Origin of the sequence: Paraburkholderia sp. CNPSo 3076, assembly GCF_026343935.1 — a bacterium.
Taxonomy (GTDB): domain Bacteria; phylum Pseudomonadota; class Gammaproteobacteria; order Burkholderiales; family Burkholderiaceae; genus Paraburkholderia; species Paraburkholderia nodosa.
Map to the genome: position 1 here is coordinate 191,866 of NZ_JAPMAL010000005.1, position 18,850 is coordinate 210,715.

Consider the following 18,850-nt stretch of genomic DNA (forward strand, 5'->3'; position numbering starts at 1 on the left):
TTAGTACTCCGTATTTATATTGAAACTATCCATTCGTCACGGATGACCTGCCTGTGATTTCAGACAGGCATCCGGCTAGTCAGCTATGCGCCGCTTCGGTGGTGCCAGCTTTGCCCACTTTCGTGACGGGTCTCCTCTTCTTCGACTTCACGCCGAACGTCTCCGTCAGGCGGTCCAGCACGATGGCCAGCAGCACGACGCCGAGGCCACCTTCGAAGCCGATGCCGATGTCAAGCCGCTGGATGCCGCTCAACACATACTCGCCGAGCCCGCCCGCGCCGATCATCGAGGCGATCACGACCATCGAAAGCGACATCATGATGGTCTGGTTCACGCCGGCCATGATGGACGGCAATGCATTCGGCAACTGGATTTTCCAGAGCAGCTGCGCGTCGGTACTGCCGAACGAGCGGCCCGCTTCCAGCAATTCCTCGCGGACCTGACGGATGCCGAGCGTCGTGAGCCGCACCACGGGCGGCATGGCGAACACGACGGTCGCGATCACGGCAGGCACGCGGCCGAGGCCAAACAGGATCACAGCGGGAATCAGATAAACGAACGCCGGCATGGTCTGCATGAAATCGAGCAGCGAGCGCAGAATCAGTTCGACCCGCTTGTTGCGCGCGCCCCAGATGCCGAGCGGCACGCCGACGATGAGGCTGAAAACCGTCGCGGCGACGACAAGCGCGAGCGTCGCGACCGTTTGCGGCCACAGCCCCATGTAGTGAATGAGCAGCAGCGCAATGCCGACGAACACCGCGAAGGCGATCCCACGGCGCCACAATGCGAACGCCACGAGAAAGACGAGCATTGCGACGAAGGGAATCGCCCCGAGGCCGTCTTCGAGCAGCTTGACGACTGCGCCCAGCGCCGCGGAAAACGCGTTGAATCCGCCCTGAAAGTGATTGAAAAGAAAATTGACGGCGTTCTCTGCGAACTTGCCGATGACTGACGAATTCATGCTGCCCTCCGCTCCATAACCTGTTTGAGTATCGTTCGGCACGACACGACGCCCGCGAGCTTGCCTGCCGCGTCCGTCACCGGCACGTCGTGTTGCTGGCTCAGTGCGATCGCGGAGAGTTCGTGCAGGTCGGTGTCCAGCGAGACCGTGCTCAAGTCCTTGAGCAACGCTTCGCGCAGGGGTTGGGCACCCGCCTTGTGCAGCGACGCGGGCGTGACGCAGCCCTGGTAGCGGCCGGCTTGATCGCACACGTAACCGCACTCGGCGCCGCTATCGATCAGTTGATTGAGGTAGCGCTCTGCGGGCGCGCCCACGTCGCCGGAAATCAGTCCGCGCTCGACGCGGGTCAGCAGGCTCTCAGCCTTGAGGAAACGCGACACGTCGACGTGACGGAAAAAGTCCCGCACGTAGTCGTCCGCCGGAGACTGGATCAGTTCGGCCGGCGTGCCGACCTGAATCAGGCAGCCGTCCTTCATGATGCCGATACGGCCGCCGATCTTGATGGCCTCTTCGATATCGTGCGAAATGAAGACGATGGTCCGCTGCTCCTCCTTCTGGAGCCGCAGCAGTTCGCTCTGCATTTCGAAGCGGATCAGCGGATCTAGCGCCGAGAAGGCTTCATCCATCAGGAGCACGGCAGGATTGACCGCCAGGGCGCGCGCAAGACCGACCCGCTGCTGCATGCCGCCCGAGAGTTCGCTGGGCAGAAGCTTTTCGTATGAGCCGAGTCCCACGCGCGTAAGCGCAGTGCGTGCGATTTCATAGCGCTCGGACTTCTTCATGCCCGCGACTTCCAGGCCATACGAGATGTTGTCGAGCACCGAGCGGTTCGGCAGCAGCGCAAACGACTGGAACACCATCGCCATCTTCTTGCGGCGCACTTCCCGCAGTTCGGGCGTGGACATCGGCGCAATGTCGCGCCCTTCGAGAACGACCTGGCCGGACGTCGGCTCGATCAGGCGATTGAGCAGCCGTACGAGCGTCGACTTGCCGGAACCCGAGAGTCCCATGATGACGAAGATCTCGCCGGCCTTCACGTTGAGGCTGACGTCGTTGACCGCCACCATGTTGCCGGTGCGCTTGAAGACCTCATCGCGTCCCAGGCCCTGCTTGACCAGTTGCGCGGCAACCTCGGGCTTCGGGCCGAAGATCTTCGACAGGTTCTTGACCGTCAGAATGTCGGTGCCTGATATGGCAATGGGCCGGGCCACCGAAGGCGTACCCGCTGTGTTGATTGCGCCTGGCGGCAACGCGTCGCCCGGTGCGAACGTCAGATGAGGGGCCATTTGTCATCCCAACTGGCTGGTTCAAAAAATTGGCGCTGGCGAACTCCGGTACGACCTGAAGTTCTAGCGTGGCGATTCAGCTAGCATCCCGGCTTCGAATCCAATACTTCGGCGGTTTCGGTTCTGGCGCGGCCGTTGATGCAGTGATTGCAGCGTAGCAATCCAAATTGCGCGCTCCAGCTACATTTTTTCGGCCCTTTCCCATACCTTTGGTAATGCGTGCGAGGCGCCAGGTGAGCAATGAAACGTTTAGCGAATAGGCGAGAGGCGCGTGGACCCTATATAGGTTGCGGCTTTGCGGGCAATCGAGTGGCGGGAATGGCCGCGTTTGGGCAATGAACGGGAAACGGCGCGCGCCGTACCGAACAAGGGAAAGTCCTGAGGGCGATTGAGTCAGGGAAACTACCAGGAAAATGCAGGAAGCTGCGAGGGAATCAGGCGAAAGCTCAGACGACAAAATCGAAATGCCCCGGCGCGCCACGCAACGCACTGCGGAGCACGACGGGGCATTGGCGTATTTCAATTCAGGCTGAACGACTGCCGAAGCCATTCAGACTGCAGTCGTCCCGCTACAAATCGAGTACCAGGTTTGAAGTCGGGCGGCCGCAGCACATTAACCGCAACCCCTTCTCGATTTCGCGCGGACGAATGCCGCCGTTGTGCTTCATGTCCACGGAGCCTTCGAGCACCTTCGTCTTGCAGGTCCCGCATATGCCCTGGCTGCATGACGATGGCAAGGGCACACCGGCCTTACGCGCGGCGACGAGCACGGTCTGCGAGGCGTCCATCGTGAACGAGCGGCCCGAGCGCGCCAGCTGCACCGTAAAGCCGGCCTGCGCGGCCGGTGCGGCGCTGGCCTCAGCGACTGGCGCTTCACCACAGTCCACGGTCTGCGCGAAGTTGAAGCTTTCCTGATGGTAGCGGGCGGGGTCATGGCCGCCGTCCGCGAGCATCTTTCTGGAAGCGTCGGCATAGCGCGGCAACGCAATTACCGGAGCCCCCATGTATCAGCGGCATCAGAACCTCGAGCATTTCATTCGCGTTGCCCGAACGCTGTTTCAGGCGCCAGCCTTGCCGGAGGCTGGCCGCCAGATGGCCGCGAAAGTATTCGAGCGTCTCGAACAACCGTCCGACGACGGCAAGCGCAACCGCGAACGCTATCCCGCCTGCGATCTCCTCGATGCATCGCTCGCACCGCTGCTTGCTGACTCGACCCGTCTCGGCGACGCGGCCCGCGCTGTCAAAACGCTCGAACCCGCTATCGGCTGGCAGCGGCGAACGTCCGGAGCGAATGGAAGCCAGGACTATGTCGAGCAGCACGTGAATGGCATGATTTGCGGCCCCGGCGGCATGGAAAGCCGATACGACGTGCAGCTAGGGTTTTCGCTGCTCGCGCCGCACACGCGATACCCCGATCATCAACATCCCCCTGAAGAGGCCTATGTGCTGCTCAGCGCAGGCGAATTCCGCCAGCGTGATGGAGACTGGTTCGATCCGGGCATCGGCGGCGGCCTGCACAATCCGCCCAACAGCCTGCACGCCATGCGCGCGGGTACCACCCCGCTCCTCGCGCTGTGGTGCCTGCTGGTATGAGCGCACTTTTCGATTATCGGCCGCCCGATCAAAGGCTCAGCAGCCCGCGATACAAGCCGTAGCCCGCCACGACCGCGGCCACGAGCACGGCTGCGAAAACGATTTTCTCCAGATGCGTGAACACGTGCTGCCCGGCCTCGCGCCTCGCCTTGGCGAACAAGACGACGCTCGGCGCGTAAAGCAGTGACGAAAGGAGAAGGTATTTCACCCCGCCCGCATAAAGCAGCCAGGCCGCGTAGAGCACGGAAACCGCGGCAATCATCAAATCCCTGCGGCGCTCCTTTTGCGACAGTTCGTAAGTCTCGCCGCGAATGGCGAGCAGTAACGCATAGGTCGCCGACCAGAAGTAAGGCACGAGAATCATCGAGGTGGCGAGATAGATCAGCGAGAGGTAGGTGCCTTTAGACACCAGCGTGATGAGCAGAAACATCTGCACCATGCCGTTGGTCAGCCATAACGCGTTGGCCGGCACCTGTCTTGCGTTTTCCTTGCGCAGGAAGGCAGGCATCGTGCGGTCGCGCGCGGCCGAGAACAGAATCTCCGCGCACAGCATGACCCACGAAAGCAGTGCGCCAGCCAGCGAAATGGCGAGCCCCACGCTCACCAGCACGACACCCCAATGTCCGAGAACGTGTTCGAGCACGCCCGCCATCGAGGGGTTCTTAAGCCCGGCAAGTTGACGCTGCGTCATGATGCCGAGCGCCAGCACGTTGACGAGCACCAGCACGAGAAGCACGACGAAAAATCCGATCACCGTGGCCTTGCCGACGCTCTTGCGGTCCGCGGCGCGTGCCGAAAAAACAGTCGCCCCCTCTATGCCGACGAACACCCAGACCGTGACGAGCATCATGTTCCGGACCTGATCGAGCACACCGCCCAGCGCCGGATTCGAGCGCGCCCAGATATCGGCCGAGAAGACATCGAGCCGAAACGCGAGTAGGCAGATGAGAATGAAAAGGACGAGCGGAACGATCTTCGCAATCGTCGTGATCTGATTGATGAAGCTCGCCTCTTTGATGCCCCGTAGCACCAGAAAATGCACGCTCCACAGCAGCACCGATGAGCAGGCGATTGCGGGTAACGTATTGCCTTCGCCGAAGACGGGGAAAAAATACCCGAGCGTGCTGAATAGCAGCACGTAGTAGCCGACGTTGCCGAGCCACGCGCTGATCCAGTAGCCCCAGGCCGAGGCGAAGCCCATGTAATTGCCGAATCCGGCCTTGGCGTAAGCGTAGACGCCGCCATCGAGATTCGGCTTGCGGTTGGCGAGCGTCTGAAATACCAGCGCGAGGGCCAGCATGCCGAAGGCCGTAATGACCCAGCCAATCAGAACGGCGCCCACACCGGCGGATGCGGCCATATTCTGCGGCAACGAAAAGATGCCGCCGCCGATCATCGAGCCCACGACAAGGGCAACGAGCGCGCCCAGTCGGAGCCCGTTTGTGTCCCTGTGTTCCCCGGCGGCATCGAACCCGTGGGTGGCGTCGCTCATATCCGCTCCGTCTTCGCAGTGTCAGGTCGGGGGCATCCGGCTCCATTGCGAAATCAATGTTGGCAGGAATGCAGGCAAATGCAAGGAAAACGCAGTGCATCCGGAAACGACTGGAAACGTCGTGCAATGCGCGGCGCATCGCCGGCATTGCGATATGATCGCGCTTTACTGTGCCGGGAATATCTACATGCAAGTGCTGGTCGACGCTGACGCCTGCCCCGCCGTCATCAAGGATATGTTGTTTCGGGCCGCGCGGCGTGCCGAAGTCCAGGTGACGCTGGTGGCAAACCAATATCTGCGCACACCGCCGTCGCCCTTCATCAAGTCGATTCAGGTGCCGGCGGGATTCGACGCGGCCGACGCCCGCATTGTCGAACTGGTCGAGCCGGGCGACCTCGTGATTACCGCCGACATACCGCTTGCCGCCGCGGTGCTCGAAAAGAATGCACAGGCGCTCGATCCGCGCGGAAACTGGTTCACGCGCGAAAATATTCAGGAACGGCTGACGATGCGCGACGTGATGGATCAACTGCGCAATGCAGGCATCGAAACGGGCGGTCCGGCGCCGTTCAGCGCGCGTGACAGCAAGGCGTTTGCCGGCCAGTTCGATCGATTTCTCGCGCGGCATAGTCCGCCGCCGCGCAAGACTGAGTGATGGCTCAAAGCGCAAGACGTTTGGGATCGTCGTGGCCCCGCACACGCGAATCGCGCGCGATTAGAGCCGAAATATTCACTGTGTGCTGCTAACCCCTGTCGCGCACAGGGTTTTTTATCAGATGATTTGACGCCAAAATTGGGGCGGCGCGACTGCTAACTCCGCTGTTTCCCGAAAGTAGCCGATCCCCCGCCCGCCCCGGCGCAGCCGGACTTTGCCGCCGATCGCGCATGCCGGCCATGATGCGTATTGGGCAGGCACGATAGTTCGGTCTCCTCACCGCCATGCGTTTCGCTCTTGCCATTGGGCGGCGTCTTTCCTATGATCATCAAACGCGAATCACTCTCATTCGCATCGAAACGCCACCGCCCGCGCAAACGGTTGCGCGGTTGCGCCTCGTGAGCTTTCTCGCCGTCTTCGTCCTTCGATGAGGTAACCCGACATGGTCCTTTCCGCTCCAGGTGAAAGTTCAATCATGAGTACAACTAATGTCAAACCAGGTCCGCCCTCGCCCGTGCTCGACTTCGTGGCGATCGGCCTCGGACCGTTCAATCTGAGTCTCGCCTGCCTGGCCGATCCGATCCGCGCTCTGCGCGGCCTATTCCTCGAACGCAACGAGGACTTCGACTGGCACCCGGGCATGCTGATCGACGACACCACGCTGCAAAACCCATTTCTTGCCGACCTCGTGAGCCTCGCGGATCCCCAAAGCAAGTTCAGCTTCCTCAATTACTGCAAGCAAGAAGGCAAGCTCTATGCGTATTACATCCGCGAGCGCTTCTATCTGAGCCGCGCCGAATATAACCGCTACTGCAAATGGGCCATCGGCCAGCTGTCGAGCATTGCGTTCGGCTCGAGTGTGGAGCACGTTGAATACGACGCGCAGCAAGGTCATTACGTGGTGCGCGGGCGGCACGTGCGCACCGGCCAGCGGTTCATGCATCGCGCCGCGCGCCTCGTGATCGGTGTGGGTTCCGTGCCGCAATTGCCGCCGTGCTGCGGCGAACTGCGCGAGCGCTGCATCCATAGCGCGCATTACGTGGCGCGTAAAGCCGAGCTGCAGCAAAATCGTTCGATCGCCGTGATCGGCAGCGGCCAGAGCGCAGCCGAGATCTTCTATGACCTGCTCAAGGAAAGCGACGAGCACGGCTACACGCTCACGTGGATCACGCGTTCGCCGCGTTTTTTCCAGATGGAGAACACGAAGCTCACGCTGGAAATGATCTCGCCCGACTATATCGACTACTTCTATAACCTGCCGGACGGCGTGCGAGAAAACATCATCGCCAAGCAGGACAGCCTCTACAAAGGCGTGAACGCCTCGCTCATCAACCAGATCTACGACCTGCTCGACGACCGCCGCAGCCGCGGCAGCAACAGCGCGCGTCTCATCACCAATTCCGAGCTGAGCGCCTGTCATCACGACCGCATCGACGACTGCTTTCACCTGCGCTTCGTGCAGCGCGACGAGGGCGTGCAGTACACCCATGTCACGGACGGCGCGATCTTTGCGACCGGCTATGGGCAGAACGTACCCGGCTTCATCGACGGCATTCGCGCCCGCATCCGCTGGGACGACAAGGGGCGCTACCGGCTCTCGCGCAACTACGCGATCGACGTGAGCGGGCGCGAGATCTTCGTGCAAAACGCGGGGCTCTACAGCCACGGCCTCACCAACCCCGACCTCGGCATGAGCTGCTATCGCAACTCCTGCATTCTGCGCGAGCTGACCGGCGTGGAGCACTACAAGATCGAGCGGCGCATCGCGCTGCAGGACTTCTCGGTGCCCGACACGGAAGCGTTCGTGAAGATGCCGCTGGAGGCGCAATGAAGCTGCGCAGCACGATCATCCTGATGACGACCTTCGCCGTCGTCAGCGATGCGATCCTGATTCCGTTCTACCCGCAGTTCTTCGCCGCGCGCTATGGCGTCACGAGCCCCGTGCATGCGGGCGCTTACGTGGCGTTCATCTCCATTGTCGTGATGCTCACGCTGCCGCTCTGGGCGCGCATTGCGAAGCGCCTCGACGCCATGCATCTGCTCGTCTATACGCAGTGCGCCGCGGGCGTGCTTTCGCTCGCGAGCTATTTCGCGGCGACGGTGCCGCTCTTCTGGGTGCTCTCGCTCGCAATGTTCATGTGCAAAAGCAGCTATCTGCTGATGTACCCGTACATGATGCGGCTCGAAGCGAAAGAATCGCATGCGCATACCATCGGCGTGCTTTCGGTGGTGGTGCACTTCGGCGCGATTGCGGGCGCGGTGGCGGGCGGCTTCGTCATGCAGGTCTGGGACGCGCATCACTGCATCTTCGCGATGGCCGCCGGCGACTTCGTACAGATGGCGATCTGCCTTGCGCTGATCCGCACGCATGGCATTGCGCGGCGCTGCCGGTTCGCGGGCGATGCCGATGAAGCACACGTCAAGCCGGGTCTGCGTGCGCGCATGCCGATCCTGCGCCTCGCACTGCTCATGCTCGCGTTCGACTTCTGCGTGTATCTCATCCGACCGTTCATGGCGTCGTACTGGCAAGCGGTCACCCACGCGCCTGGCGAGCTGGTTCCAGGGCTCGTGTTTGCCATACCCGGCATGGTCGCGCTCGTCGCGCTGCGCCTGAACAAGCGCCTCGCCACGCAGGGCAAGCGAGTGCCCGACCACATGCTCGCGAACCTGCTGCTGTGCACCGCCGGCATGCTGCTGCAAGGCGTGGAGGCGCCGCTGTGGATCGTGGTGGGTCGCGTGATGTTCGGCTGGGCGCTGTTCCAGATCGTCGTGAAGCTCGACGTGACGATGTTCGCACTGAGCACGCCCGCCTCGTATGCCGCCGACTACAGCGTCATTAACTTCTTCCAGAACCTTGGCGTGCTGCTGGCCTCGTTCGCGGCCGGCGCCATTGTCGACGAAGCCGGCTTGCGTGCGCCGTTCTTCGTGGCGTCCGTGGGCCTCGTTTTCACGGCGTTCGCGAGCGTCTGGCTGCTCGCCGGGCCGCGCGCCCAGGACGCCGCCCTTTCCAACCCAATTACCGAAACAGGAGTCACCGCCCGTGCGAACTGAAATCGCTGCCGACGAAATCGCGCTGCGTCATGTCCCGGCTGGACGCATGGCCGGAGCCGAGGCCTTTCACATCCGCCCGCTCGACGCGCAATGCGACGCGCCCGCGCTGCACCGCTGGTTCATCGAAGAACGCGCCGCCTTCTGGAACATGCGCGACAAGAGCGTGGCGGACGTGGCCGCTTTCTATCAGGCGATCGAGGACTCGGGGCACGCGCGCGCCTGGCTCGGCTTGCAGGATGACGTACCCGCCTTCCTGTTCGAAAGCTACGACCCGGCCCACGAAGAGATCGGCGAGCACTACGACGTGCGCGCGGGCGACCTCGGCATGCATCTGTTCGTCGGCCCCGCTGCCAGGCGAACATCCGGCTATACGCACCACGTGTTCGAAACACTCATGGCGTTCCTGTTCGAGCACCTTGACGCGCAACGCGTCGTCGTCGAGCCAGATGCGCGTAACGCACGCATCCACGCGCTGAATCGCGCGATGGGCTTCGTGTATACGAAGGACGTCGCGTTTCGCGAGAAGACCGCCTCGCTCGCGTTCTGCACACGAGCCGCTTTTTACGCTGCCATTAAGCAGGATCACTAAATTCCATAAGGACATCGCATCATGAATCACGTCGCAACTCAGGCTTCCATGCAACATGTTCCCCTCACGCCCCACGAGGCTACCGCCCACCTCACACCCGAGGTGTGGCAGCGCGCGAACCGCATGCTGGTGCGCAAGGCCATTGCTGAGTACGCGCACGAACTGATCGTCGAGCCGCAGCGCGTGGGCGATGCGCCCGGCGAGCACTACGCGCGCTATGCGCTGGAATCCGACGACGGCACACGCGTCTACACCTTCGATGCGCGCCTGCTCGCGCTGCGCCACTGGAGCATTCGCGCCGAAACCATCGTGTGCTCGCAGGACGGCGCGCCGCAACCGCTCGACGCGCTCGCCTTCATTCTCGACGTGAAAGCGCGGCTTGGCATCAAGGAGGAGATGCTGCCCATTTACCTCGATGAAATCAGCAGCACCCTGTATGGCGCGGCCTACAAAGCGGTGAAAGACGGCCCGGACACGGCCGAACTGCTCGATGCCGATTTTCAGGCGATCGAAACCGCGATGAGCGAAGGCCATCCGGGCTTCGTCGCCAACAACGGCAGGCTCGGCTTCGACGCGGGCGACTATCGTGCGTTCGCGCCCGAGGCGGGCTCACCGCTCCAGATCGTCTGGCTCGCCGTGCACAAGGAGAACGCCGCGTTCCACAGCGCCGCCGACCTCGACTACGAACAGCTCATGGAAGAAGAACTGGGCGTGGAGACCATCGCGCGCTTTCGCTCGTTCGTCGAAGCGCGCGGCGTGGACTTTGCCGATTATCGGCTGATGCCGGCGCACCCGTGGCAGTGGTTCAACAAACTTTCGATCGCGTTTGCGAGCTACGTCGCGACCAACCGCATCATTTGTCTCGGCTTCGGCGAGGACCGTTATCAGGCCCAGCAGTCGATCCGCACGTTCTTCAATCTCTCTGACCGTTCGAAGCGCTATGTGAAGACGTCGCTCTCGATCCTCAACATGGGCTTCATGCGCGGACTCTCGCCGTACTACATGTCGGGCACGCCCGCCATCAACGACTTCATCAAGGGCCTCGTGGCGAGCGATCCGTATCTGCAGGACAAAGGGTTCACCATCCTGCGCGAAGTCGCGTCGATCGGCTTCCGCAATCGCTATTACGAAACGGCCGTCCAGGTGGATAGCCCCTACAAGAAGATGTTTTCGGCGCTCTGGCGCGAGAATCCACTCAGGCTCGCGGGCGACCGCCAGCGGCTCATGACCATGGCCGCGCTGCTGCATACGGACCGACATGGCGCGGCGCTGCTGCCCGCGTTGATCGAAGCTTCGGGGCTCACGACGCAAGCCTGGCTCGAGCGCTACATGCAGGCGTATCTGGCGCCGCTCGTCCATTGCTTCTACGCGCACGATCTCGTGTTCATGCCGCACGGCGAGAATCTCATCCTCGTGCTCGAAAACCATGTGCCTGTGCACGCGATCATGAAGGACATCGCGGAAGAATCTGCCATCCTCAACAAGGACGCGCCGCTGCCGGAAAACGTCAAGCGCCTCGCCGTGGACGTGCCCGAGCGCGTCAAGCTGCTCGCGATCTTCATCGATGTGTTCGACGGCTTTTTCCGCTACATGAATCAGATACTCGTCGAGCACGGTTGCTGCACGGAAGACGTGTTCTGGAACACCGTGGCGCGCTGCGTCGCGCGCTATCAGGACGAGCACCCGCAACTCGCGCGCAAATACGCCGAATACGACCTCTTCGCGCCCGAGTTCCTGCACTCTTGCCTGAACCGTCTGCAACTGGGCAACAACCTGCAGATGGTCAATCTCGCCGATCCCGCGGGCAATCTGAAGATGGCGGGCAATCTGCGCAATCCGCTGGCAGGCAGGCGCGGCGTGCCGCGAGACGCCGCGCAGGCTAGTGGCATGAGCGCCGAAGCGGTCGCGGCATAAGCATGGCGGCGAACTGCGCGCTCGACGACATGCTGCATCTCGCCGCGCGGCTCGTGCCGGGGTTGCAGGGCGTGGTAGCCGCGCGCCCCGCGCAAGGCATCGTGCATACGCGCCCGGCACCGCCCAGCGGCGGCGCCAATCGCGCTGCGCTCGATGCGCTCCTGGCCTTCTGGTCGCGCACCTATCCCGAAGCGGGCCGCCCTTACTGGTCGTCGCGCTGCTGGGGCATCCTGATCTGGCAACCGCTCTACTTGAGCGTGATCGGGGTGCATGCGGCTGGCGTCTCGCTGTCGCTGGCGGACATCGCGCAGCCCGTTGCCGAGGGCTGGACCCGCGAGGTCCGCATACGCGATCACGAACCGGCGCAGGGCGACATGCACGCGTTGATCGCGCACGCCGCGCGCGAAATCGTCTCGTGCTGCGAGCAGATGCACGACGAGTTGATGCCGGTGATCCGCCTGAATCCAGCATCGGCGCGCGGTACACAAGCCGACGTGGTGCTAGCCGCACTGCTTGCAGCACGCAAGGCGCGGCCCGAATGGAGCGACGCCCAGGTCGAGGCGCATGGCCGGCAGTGGCTCGCGGCGCTCGGCCTGCAAGGCTGCTCAGGCTATTTCCCGTTCTCGCGCACGGACGGCGCGAGCGCGCTCGCGCTGGAGCGCCGCACCTGTTGCTACCACTATCGCCGCCGCGACGGCGAACTCTGCAGCACCTGCCCGCGGCTCGCACAGCACGAACGCATCGTGCGCCTGAACGCGCAACACGAAACAGGATGAAACCGACCGATGAACGATATCAGTGACCTCGCGCATCTCGCGCTGCCGCCCGATACGGAGGAAGCGCACGGGCAATTGCCCGCGAGCGCCTATTTCGACGAGGCGCTGTTCGAGCGCGAGATGGCGCGTATCTTCGCGCACTCGGCGCTATACGTGGGCCACGAACAGTCGGTGCCCGAGCGCGGCGACTGGCGGCACCTGCCGCAGGACGAAGGCGGACGCGTACTGGTGCGCGGCGAGCACGGTGTGCAATTGCTCTCGAACGTCTGCCGCCATCGCCAGGCGCTCATGCTCGGCGGCATGGCCGGCAAAGTCGCTGCGACCGGCGGCGCCCCTGCGCAAGGCAATCTCGCCGCGAGCGGCGGCAACATCGTGTGTCCCTTGCATCGCTGGACGTACACCCCTGGCGGCGAGCTGATCGGCGCGCCCGAGTTCGAGCGCAAACCGTGCCGCAATCTCGAACGTTTCGAACTGCGAAATTGCCATGGCCTGCTCTACGAAGGGCCACGCGAGCCCGCGCGCGACATGGCACGCGTGTTCGCCCGCCCGGAGTTCGACTTCTCCGAGTACGTGCTCGATCACGTGGAAACGCATACCTGCCGGTACAACTGGAAGACGTTCATCGAAGTCTATCTGGAGGATTATCACGTCGCGCCATTCCACCCGGGGCTCGGACGCTTCGTGACCTGCGAAACGCTAGACTGGGAATTCGCCGAGACGTACAGCATGCAGCGCGTGGGCGTGCACGCCGCGCTTGCGCAGCCGGGTTCGGAAATCTATCGCGCGTGGCACGATAGATTGCTCGATTATCGCGGCGGCGAGGCGCCCGAGTTCGGCGCCATCTGGCTCGCGTATTTCCCCACGCAGACGATCGAGCTTTATCCGCACGTTCTCGTGGTCTCGACGCTATATCCGAAGAGTCCGCAGGAAACGCTCAACGTGGTGGAGTTCTACTACCCGGAAGAAATCGCGGCATTCGAACGCGAATTCATCGAAGCCCAGCGCGCGGCGTATCTGGAGACGATGATCGAGGACGACGAGATCGCCGAGCGCATGGACGCGGGACGACTGCGGCTCCACCGGCGCGGCATCAGCGACGCCGGGCCGTATCAGTCGCCGCTCGAAGACGGCATGCGCCATTTCCATGCGTGGTATCGGCGCGCCCTCGCGGGACCGCTCGGGTGAGCCATGCGAAACCGCGCAAGGCAGGCGGTTTCGCATTGGCGCGGCGAATGCAACGCACGCCCCGCGCCTGCTCGCCGCGTCAGGCGTCGGCCACTTCGCTCAGGCTGGGATAGTCCGTATAGCCTTGCGCGGCGCCCCCAAAGAAGCCGTTGCGATCCGCCGCGTTCATCGCCGAGTTGCGCTGCAGGCGGGTGACGAAATCCGGATTCGCCAGCACCATCTGACCGTAGGACTCCAGATCCGCCAGCCCCGTGGCCGCATCGGCGCCAATCTGTTCGCGCGGGCGGCCGGCCCGGTTCACGATCAACGCGCCCTTCCACAGCTTGCGAATGGCACCCAGCAGCGCCTCGTCGCCCTGATGCGCGATGTGCAGATAGGCGAGCCCCAGCTTGTCGAGTTCGGCCACCAGATAGTGGTAAAGATCGGCGCCTTGCGCGCCCTCGTCGATGCCCCACAGCGTCGTGCCCGGCGAGAGGCGGATGGCCGTGCGGTCCGCGCCGATTTCCCCGGCAATGGCGGCCGCGACTTCAAGCGCAAAGCGTGCGCGGTTTTCAATCAGGCCGCCGTATTCGTCGGTACGCGTATTGGCGCTCGGCGCGAAGAACTGCTGAACCAGATAGGCATTCGCGCCGTGGATTTCGACACCGTCCGCGCCGGCATCGACCGCGCGGCGGGCGGCGGTACGGAAGTCCTGGACGGTACGGCGGATTTCCTCGATGGTCAACGCACGCGGCACGGGAATGTCCTGCATGCCGCTGGCCGTGAACATGGCCGTGCCCGGCGCAATAGCGGAAGGCGCGACGCCCACGCGGTGGTGCCGCGTATTGTCAGGATGCGACATGCGGCCGGCGTGCATGAGCTGGATGAAGAGATGGCCGCCTCTCGCATGCACAGCCGAGGTGACTTTATTCCACCCGGCGACATGCGCGTCGCTATAAATGCCTGGGGTCGTGATGTAGCCCTGGCCATCTTCCGAAGGCTGCGTGCCCTCGGTGACGATCAAGCCAACGCTCGCGCGCTGGGCGTAATACTCGGCGGCCAGTTCGCCGGGCGTGCCGTCGGCCAGCGCGCGCGAACGGGTCATGGGCGCCATGACCAGGCGGTTTGGCAGCGTGTAACGCCCGACGCGCACGGATTCGAAAAGCTTGCTCATGATGATCACCTCGACTGGTTTGGATGGGTGCATCATCGCCTGCTTCACGATTGGGATAAATATGGTAATTTGGATATCATTGATCCGTCCATGGAGCAGTCAAGGTGGAACTACTGAACGATATGGCCTTGTTCGTGGAGGTCGTCAAAGCCAAGGGGTTTCGCAGTGCCGCCGACGCGACGGGCATGCCGAACTCCACCCTTTCACGCCGCATCAGCGGCCTCGAAAAGGCGATCGGGCTGCGCCTGCTGCATCGCACGACGCGCAAGATCGAGTTGACCGAAGCAGGCCAGATCTATTTCGAGCGCTGCAAGCGCATTGTCGATGAAGCCCGCCTCGCGCACGAGCAGCTAGGCGACATGGTCGCGCAGCCCAGCGGCCTGCTGCGGGCCTCGTTTCCGGTCGATTTCGCCGTCACTTACCTCGCACCCCTGATCGCCGAATTCGCCGGCCTGTACCCTGCCATCACTTTCGATTTCGAACTGAATCCGCGGCGCGTCGATCTGGTGAGCGATCCGTTCGACGTGGCGATCCGCATGGGGGAGTCCGAAAGCTCGCAACTGATTGCGCGTCCGCTGGCGTCGCTCACGCCGTACGTTTATGCGTCGCCGCGCTATCTCGAGCGCGCGGGCGAGCCTGGCAAACCGGCCGAGCTGGAACAGCACGAATGCCTGGGCATCCTGAAGGCCGACACGTGGACCTTGCACGACGTCAAGCGCACGAGCACGGTGAAGGTGGGTGGACGCTTCACGCTCAACAGCGTCGGCATGATCCGCCGCCTCGCTACGCTCGACATGGGCATCGTGCTGGTGCCGGAAGAAATCGTGGCCGACGAAGTGGCCAGTGGAGCGTTGCGGCGGATTTTGCCGCAGTGGCATGGCACGCCCACGCCGGTCTACGCCATTACGGAAACGCGTCTGCTGCCAGCCAAGACGCAGCGCTTCATCGAGTTTCTGCGGGAGCGGCTGGCGCGGTAGCAAGGCGCCGAGGCCAGATGAAGCAGCCCGACCGCGCGGTGGTGCGATGCGGGCGACCGTTCGAGCGGTCCGCAATGCCCCTGGGACATCCGCGAGCGGCAGTGTGGCCGCTCGCGAATGCGGGGAGGATACGGCACTACGGTTTAGAAGGCGACGTAGGCCGATATGGCAACGCCAGAATTGCCGTCGGTGTTCGGATCGTAATTGACTTACACAGTGCGGCCATAGAAGAACGGCATGCCGAAATCGAAGGCGACGCCCGTCATGATTCCGCCGACGTTTCCGAACGCGAAGCCACCGTCCTCGAACAAACTCAGAGCGTTGGCGATGCTAAGCCCAGCCGGAACGCTGGTGCCGTTGAACCCTGTGACGGAAGGCGTCCGCGACACCGTCGAAGTGGGGCAGTAGAAGCCGATCGCGAGCTTGCACATCGTCGCTGACGACGTGCTGTCGGGGAAGAACGCAGTCGGTTTCAATCATTGAGCTTTAGTTTGCCGAGGCGATCTCCGCCTCGATTATCCTGGCCGTTATCTTCGATCTGATAAACGCGCGTACGCACCGCGGGAAGCTCGGGCGGCTCCTTAGCGATTCCCCATGCGCTCAGCAGGCCTTCGAACGACGTGCCGGCCGGTGCTGTCCGTGGCTCGGGCAGAGGCACGCCGGTCGAGCGGTAGCGCGCGGTTCCTCGCGCACTCGCGCCCTTGTTGACGCGCTCGGCGGCGCCGTTGCGCATGGCGTAGCGAACGACATCCGAGGCTTCGCGTGAACTCATCAATCCCGACGCAGTAATTTCGCTGACCGACGCACTTTCGCGTTGCGCCAGCCAATGCAGCAGCGTGAGCGCACTAGCGTGAACCTTCATTACTGGCCTCTCCCGTCTTTGTCTTGTCCCTGTCCCCGGCGCTGACCACGCGACGCAATGGACGAATTCCGCATTCTCCGCAATGCCATAGCCTTATCCGCCCGCTGGAGTCGTGGCCGTGCCATCGGGTTTGAGTGCGGGGGTGAAAAGCGCGCGCGGGCGTGGGCTGCACGCGCAGATAGGCCATCGGTTTTGCATTCGTTTCAGTCCCCGCAGGCGCGGGCGGACGCGGTAACCCCGGAGCGGCTGGCACGCCGCGTGTTTGCATTCATATTTATCTGCTCATCCGAGGGTATCGGCAACCGTCAGACGAATCTTTAGCGCAAGCGATCAATTAATGAAGACCGCCTCTTTTGTAATAAGAATGAAGGCATCCGAAATTCGGTTAAATCAGCCACGGAAAGGTTTGGTCTGCCATCCCACATACTCGCGGGCCGCCGCTGGTCACAATCGACGCGGCCGCCCCGGGCAGCGGCGTACGATGCAAAACACATAAGCGCCTGACTGGCGCCTCGAGGCGACCGCAAAAAACAACGCGCAAGGGGTTCGAATGGAGTCGATCACATTTGGTCAGTGCGTGAAGGGCGCATGGCGCGATGGCTGGCGATACTTCCGCCACCGCCCCGTATTTGCGGTTTTGCTCCCGCTCTACGCGTGGCTGTCGTCGTCCGTCATGAACGGACTGCGCCCCGACAGCACGCCGCCGTTCCGGCTCCTCACCTATGTCCCGTTGGGCGTCTTCGCATTGATGGACAGCGCGCTATTTGCGCTTCTCGTCATGCACGCCATACGCTTCGTATTGCTTGACAATGATTCGCCGAAGGCCCAGCCGATCCCGGCGCCGAATTATTGGCGATTTCTTGGCTGCACCTGGGGACTGGCCATGCTCGCGCCGCTGCTCGTCTGCCTGACGCTGGTGCCCCTCTGCGTGGCCATGGCGCTGTGTGTCGGGCTGATGATCGGGCTCGCTCACACAGCGAAAATCGCGATTGTGCTGCATCCTGTCGAGGCGCGCATCCTGATAGCGATCGTCGGGGCAGGTGTCGTGCTGTTTGCCGGAGGCATCTTGTTTCGCGCTCACGCGGCTGAGCCTGCTGCACACGCATGTCGCCATAGGTGGCACGCTCAGGATACGGGAAGTCTGGACCGATACGCGCGGGCATTGCTGGAGCCTCTGGCTCATACAGTGGTGCGCCGGACTGCCAACGCTCGCGGCCTGGGCCCTGGTGGCCGCCTACGAACTCGCGTCGCGGCACCAAGACCTCGCTTCGCTCAACACGCTCAATACGTTCAGCGCGCCCACGACCGCGCTCTCCGCTTTCGGCGCGCTCTACGTTAGCGCGCCGTGTTCCGCCTGGCTATACCGGCGCTACGCCAACACCCTCAAGGCCAGCCCGGCCCGCTGAAGCCTCTCACGCTGCCGGGGCGCGCCGCGTGAACAGGCGCCGCGTCAGGTCGAACGCCACGAGGTTGCCAGAAACGACCAGCAAAAGCCCGACGACGGCGAGCAAGGACCAGCGGTAGCCCTCGTAGACCGTCGAAACCGCCAGCGCCACGATCGGGAACAAGACCGTGCAATACGCGGCGCGCTCGGGCCCGATCCGGCCAACCAGCGTCAGATAGGCCGTGAACCCGATCACCGATCCAGCCACGACGAGCCAGGCCAGCGCGCCGAGGTAGCGCGCATCCATTTCGAGCCTGAACGGCAATCCGGCAACGGCACTCCCGGCCACGAGCACCGCGGTGCCGATCAGCATGGCCCAGCCATTCGTGACGAGCGGATTGAGCCCCATCGACTGCATGCGGCTCGACAGCAGATTGCCCGTGGAAAAACACAGCGTGCCGAGAAACGCCACGGCGAGCCCGAGCCACGCGGTCTGATCGCCGATATGGCCGGCCATCTGCTGCAGGAAGAGGCAGACGATCCCGATCAGGCCCAGTACGGCGCCCCCCACGGCGGTGGGTTGCAGCGGGCGGCCCATGAAAATGCGCCCGTTGATCGAATTCAGCAGCGGCGCGGTCGAAAACACCACGGCGACGAGCCCGCTCGGCACGATATTCTCGGCATAGTAAAAGCACAGGAAATTGAGGCAGAACAGCGCGAGCCCCTGGGCGACGAGATAGCGCCACGCCGCGCGCGGCGGCCAGATCGGGCGGCGCATCACGCCCAGCAGCGCGAACACCAGGAGCGCCGCGAGCCCGAAACGCCAGGCGATCGAGACAGGCGCGGGCACGACGCCAAGCTGCCACTTGATAGCGATCCAGGTGGTGCCCCAGATCAGGACGGTGAGCACGTAGAGTAAAAGATTCATTGCCGGAAAGGACCTCGAGTCGATGCCCCAACTATGGCGCACGG

General features: G+C 63.1%; 17 protein-coding genes and 1 pseudogene. 10 read left to right on the forward strand and 8 right to left on the reverse strand.

Translation table 11 applies throughout. The annotated features are described in order from the left end of the window. Nucleotides 1–79: 79 nt before the first annotated feature. The 3 genes and pseudogenes from M3A49_RS08110 to M3A49_RS08120 all read right to left on the reverse strand — a co-directional run. Nucleotides 80–961, reverse strand: coding sequence for an ABC transporter permease (locus tag M3A49_RS08110; protein WP_028203873.1), 882 nt, complete (start codon nt 959–961; stop codon nt 80–82). Further along, nucleotides 958–2,247, reverse strand: coding sequence for a quaternary amine ABC transporter ATP-binding protein (locus tag M3A49_RS08115; protein WP_266228233.1), 1,290 nt, complete (start codon nt 2,245–2,247; stop codon nt 958–960). The genes M3A49_RS08110 and M3A49_RS08115 overlap by 4 nt, the downstream gene beginning before the upstream one ends. Before the next feature lie 569 nt (nt 2,248–2,816). Next, nucleotides 2,817–3,221: pseudogene (locus M3A49_RS08120) on the reverse strand (2Fe-2S iron-sulfur cluster-binding protein); the annotation flags it as partial. A gap of 28 nt (nt 3,222–3,249) precedes the next feature. Here M3A49_RS08120 and M3A49_RS08125 point away from each other — a divergent pair. Beyond that, a complete protein-coding gene (locus M3A49_RS08125) occupies nt 3,250–3,840 on the forward strand; it encodes a dimethylsulfoniopropionate lyase (protein WP_266228234.1) in 591 nt (196 codons plus the stop codon). Nucleotides 3,841–3,868: 28 nt separating this feature from the next. Here M3A49_RS08125 and arcD read toward each other — a convergent pair whose 3' ends face one another. Then, nucleotides 3,869–5,332 (reverse strand): arginine-ornithine antiporter, encoded by a 1,464-nt coding sequence (gene arcD / locus M3A49_RS08130; RefSeq protein WP_266228235.1) that lies wholly within the window; start codon nt 5,330–5,332, stop codon nt 3,869–3,871. Nucleotides 5,333–5,519: 187 nt separating this feature from the next. Here arcD and M3A49_RS08135 point away from each other — a divergent pair, with 187 nt between their 5' ends. From M3A49_RS08135 to M3A49_RS08165, 7 genes are all read left to right on the forward strand, one after another. After that, nucleotides 5,520–5,987: a YaiI/YqxD family protein gene (locus M3A49_RS08135; protein ID WP_266228236.1), complete on the forward strand. Its 468-nt coding sequence runs from the start codon at nt 5,520–5,522 to the stop codon at nt 5,985–5,987. Nucleotides 5,988–6,462: 475 nt separating this feature from the next. After that, nucleotides 6,463–7,818: a lysine N(6)-hydroxylase/L-ornithine N(5)-oxygenase family protein gene (locus M3A49_RS08140; protein WP_266228237.1), complete on the forward strand. Its 1,356-nt coding sequence runs from the start codon at nt 6,463–6,465 to the stop codon at nt 7,816–7,818. Next, complete coding sequence (locus M3A49_RS08145) at nt 7,815–9,038, forward strand: MFS transporter (protein ID WP_266228238.1); 1,224 nt, start codon at nt 7,815–7,817, stop codon at nt 9,036–9,038. Before M3A49_RS08140 ends, M3A49_RS08145 begins: the two co-directional genes overlap by 4 nt. Further along, nucleotides 9,028–9,627: a GNAT family N-acetyltransferase gene (locus tag M3A49_RS08150; protein ID WP_266228239.1), complete on the forward strand. Its 600-nt coding sequence runs from the start codon at nt 9,028–9,030 to the stop codon at nt 9,625–9,627. Before M3A49_RS08145 ends, M3A49_RS08150 begins: the two co-directional genes overlap by 11 nt. Before the next feature lie 21 nt (nt 9,628–9,648). Beyond that, on the forward strand, nt 9,649–11,541 hold the full coding sequence (locus M3A49_RS08155; protein ID WP_416338931.1) for an IucA/IucC family protein: 1,893 nt from the start codon (nt 9,649–9,651) through the stop codon (nt 11,539–11,541). 2 nt (nt 11,542–11,543) lie between these two features. After that, nucleotides 11,544–12,317, forward strand: coding sequence for a siderophore ferric iron reductase (locus M3A49_RS08160; RefSeq protein ID WP_266228240.1), 774 nt, complete (start codon nt 11,544–11,546; stop codon nt 12,315–12,317). 9 nt (nt 12,318–12,326) lie between these two features. After that, on the forward strand, nt 12,327–13,502 hold the full coding sequence (locus tag M3A49_RS08165) for an aromatic ring-hydroxylating oxygenase subunit alpha (RefSeq protein ID WP_266228241.1): 1,176 nt from the start codon (nt 12,327–12,329) through the stop codon (nt 13,500–13,502). Between the two features lie 79 nt (nt 13,503–13,581). On the opposite strand, the gene M3A49_RS08170 is transcribed toward M3A49_RS08165, so the two are convergent. Further along, nucleotides 13,582–14,655, reverse strand: a complete 1,074-nt coding sequence (locus M3A49_RS08170) for an alkene reductase (RefSeq protein WP_266228242.1) — start codon at nt 14,653–14,655, stop codon at nt 13,582–13,584. A 104-nt stretch (nt 14,656–14,759) separates the two neighbouring features. On the opposite strand from M3A49_RS08170, the gene M3A49_RS08175 reads away from it, so the two are divergent. Next, on the forward strand, nt 14,760–15,632 hold the full coding sequence (locus M3A49_RS08175) for a LysR family transcriptional regulator (RefSeq protein WP_266228244.1): 873 nt from the start codon (nt 14,760–14,762) through the stop codon (nt 15,630–15,632). Nucleotides 15,633–15,841: 209 nt separating this feature from the next. On the opposite strand, the gene M3A49_RS08180 is transcribed toward M3A49_RS08175, so the two are convergent. Together M3A49_RS08180 and M3A49_RS08185 are read right to left on the reverse strand one after the other, a co-directional pair. After that, entirely contained in the window at nt 15,842–16,108 is a 267-nt protein-coding gene (locus M3A49_RS08180; RefSeq protein WP_266228245.1) for a DUF3443 family protein, read from the reverse strand. Further along, nucleotides 16,105–16,494, reverse strand: a complete 390-nt coding sequence (locus tag M3A49_RS08185; RefSeq protein ID WP_266228246.1) for a hypothetical protein — start codon at nt 16,492–16,494, stop codon at nt 16,105–16,107. Before M3A49_RS08185 ends, M3A49_RS08180 begins: the two co-directional genes overlap by 4 nt. 550 nt (nt 16,495–17,044) lie before the next feature. On the opposite strand from M3A49_RS08185, the gene M3A49_RS08190 reads away from it, so the two are divergent. Beyond that, nucleotides 17,045–17,833, forward strand: coding sequence for a hypothetical protein (locus M3A49_RS08190; RefSeq protein WP_266228247.1), 789 nt, complete (start codon nt 17,045–17,047; stop codon nt 17,831–17,833). Nucleotides 17,834–17,906: 73 nt separating this feature from the next. Here M3A49_RS08190 and M3A49_RS08195 read toward each other — a convergent pair whose 3' ends face one another. Further along, entirely contained in the window at nt 17,907–18,806 is a 900-nt protein-coding gene (locus tag M3A49_RS08195) for a DMT family transporter (RefSeq protein ID WP_266228248.1), read from the reverse strand. Between the last annotated feature and the right edge of the window lie 44 nt (nt 18,807–18,850).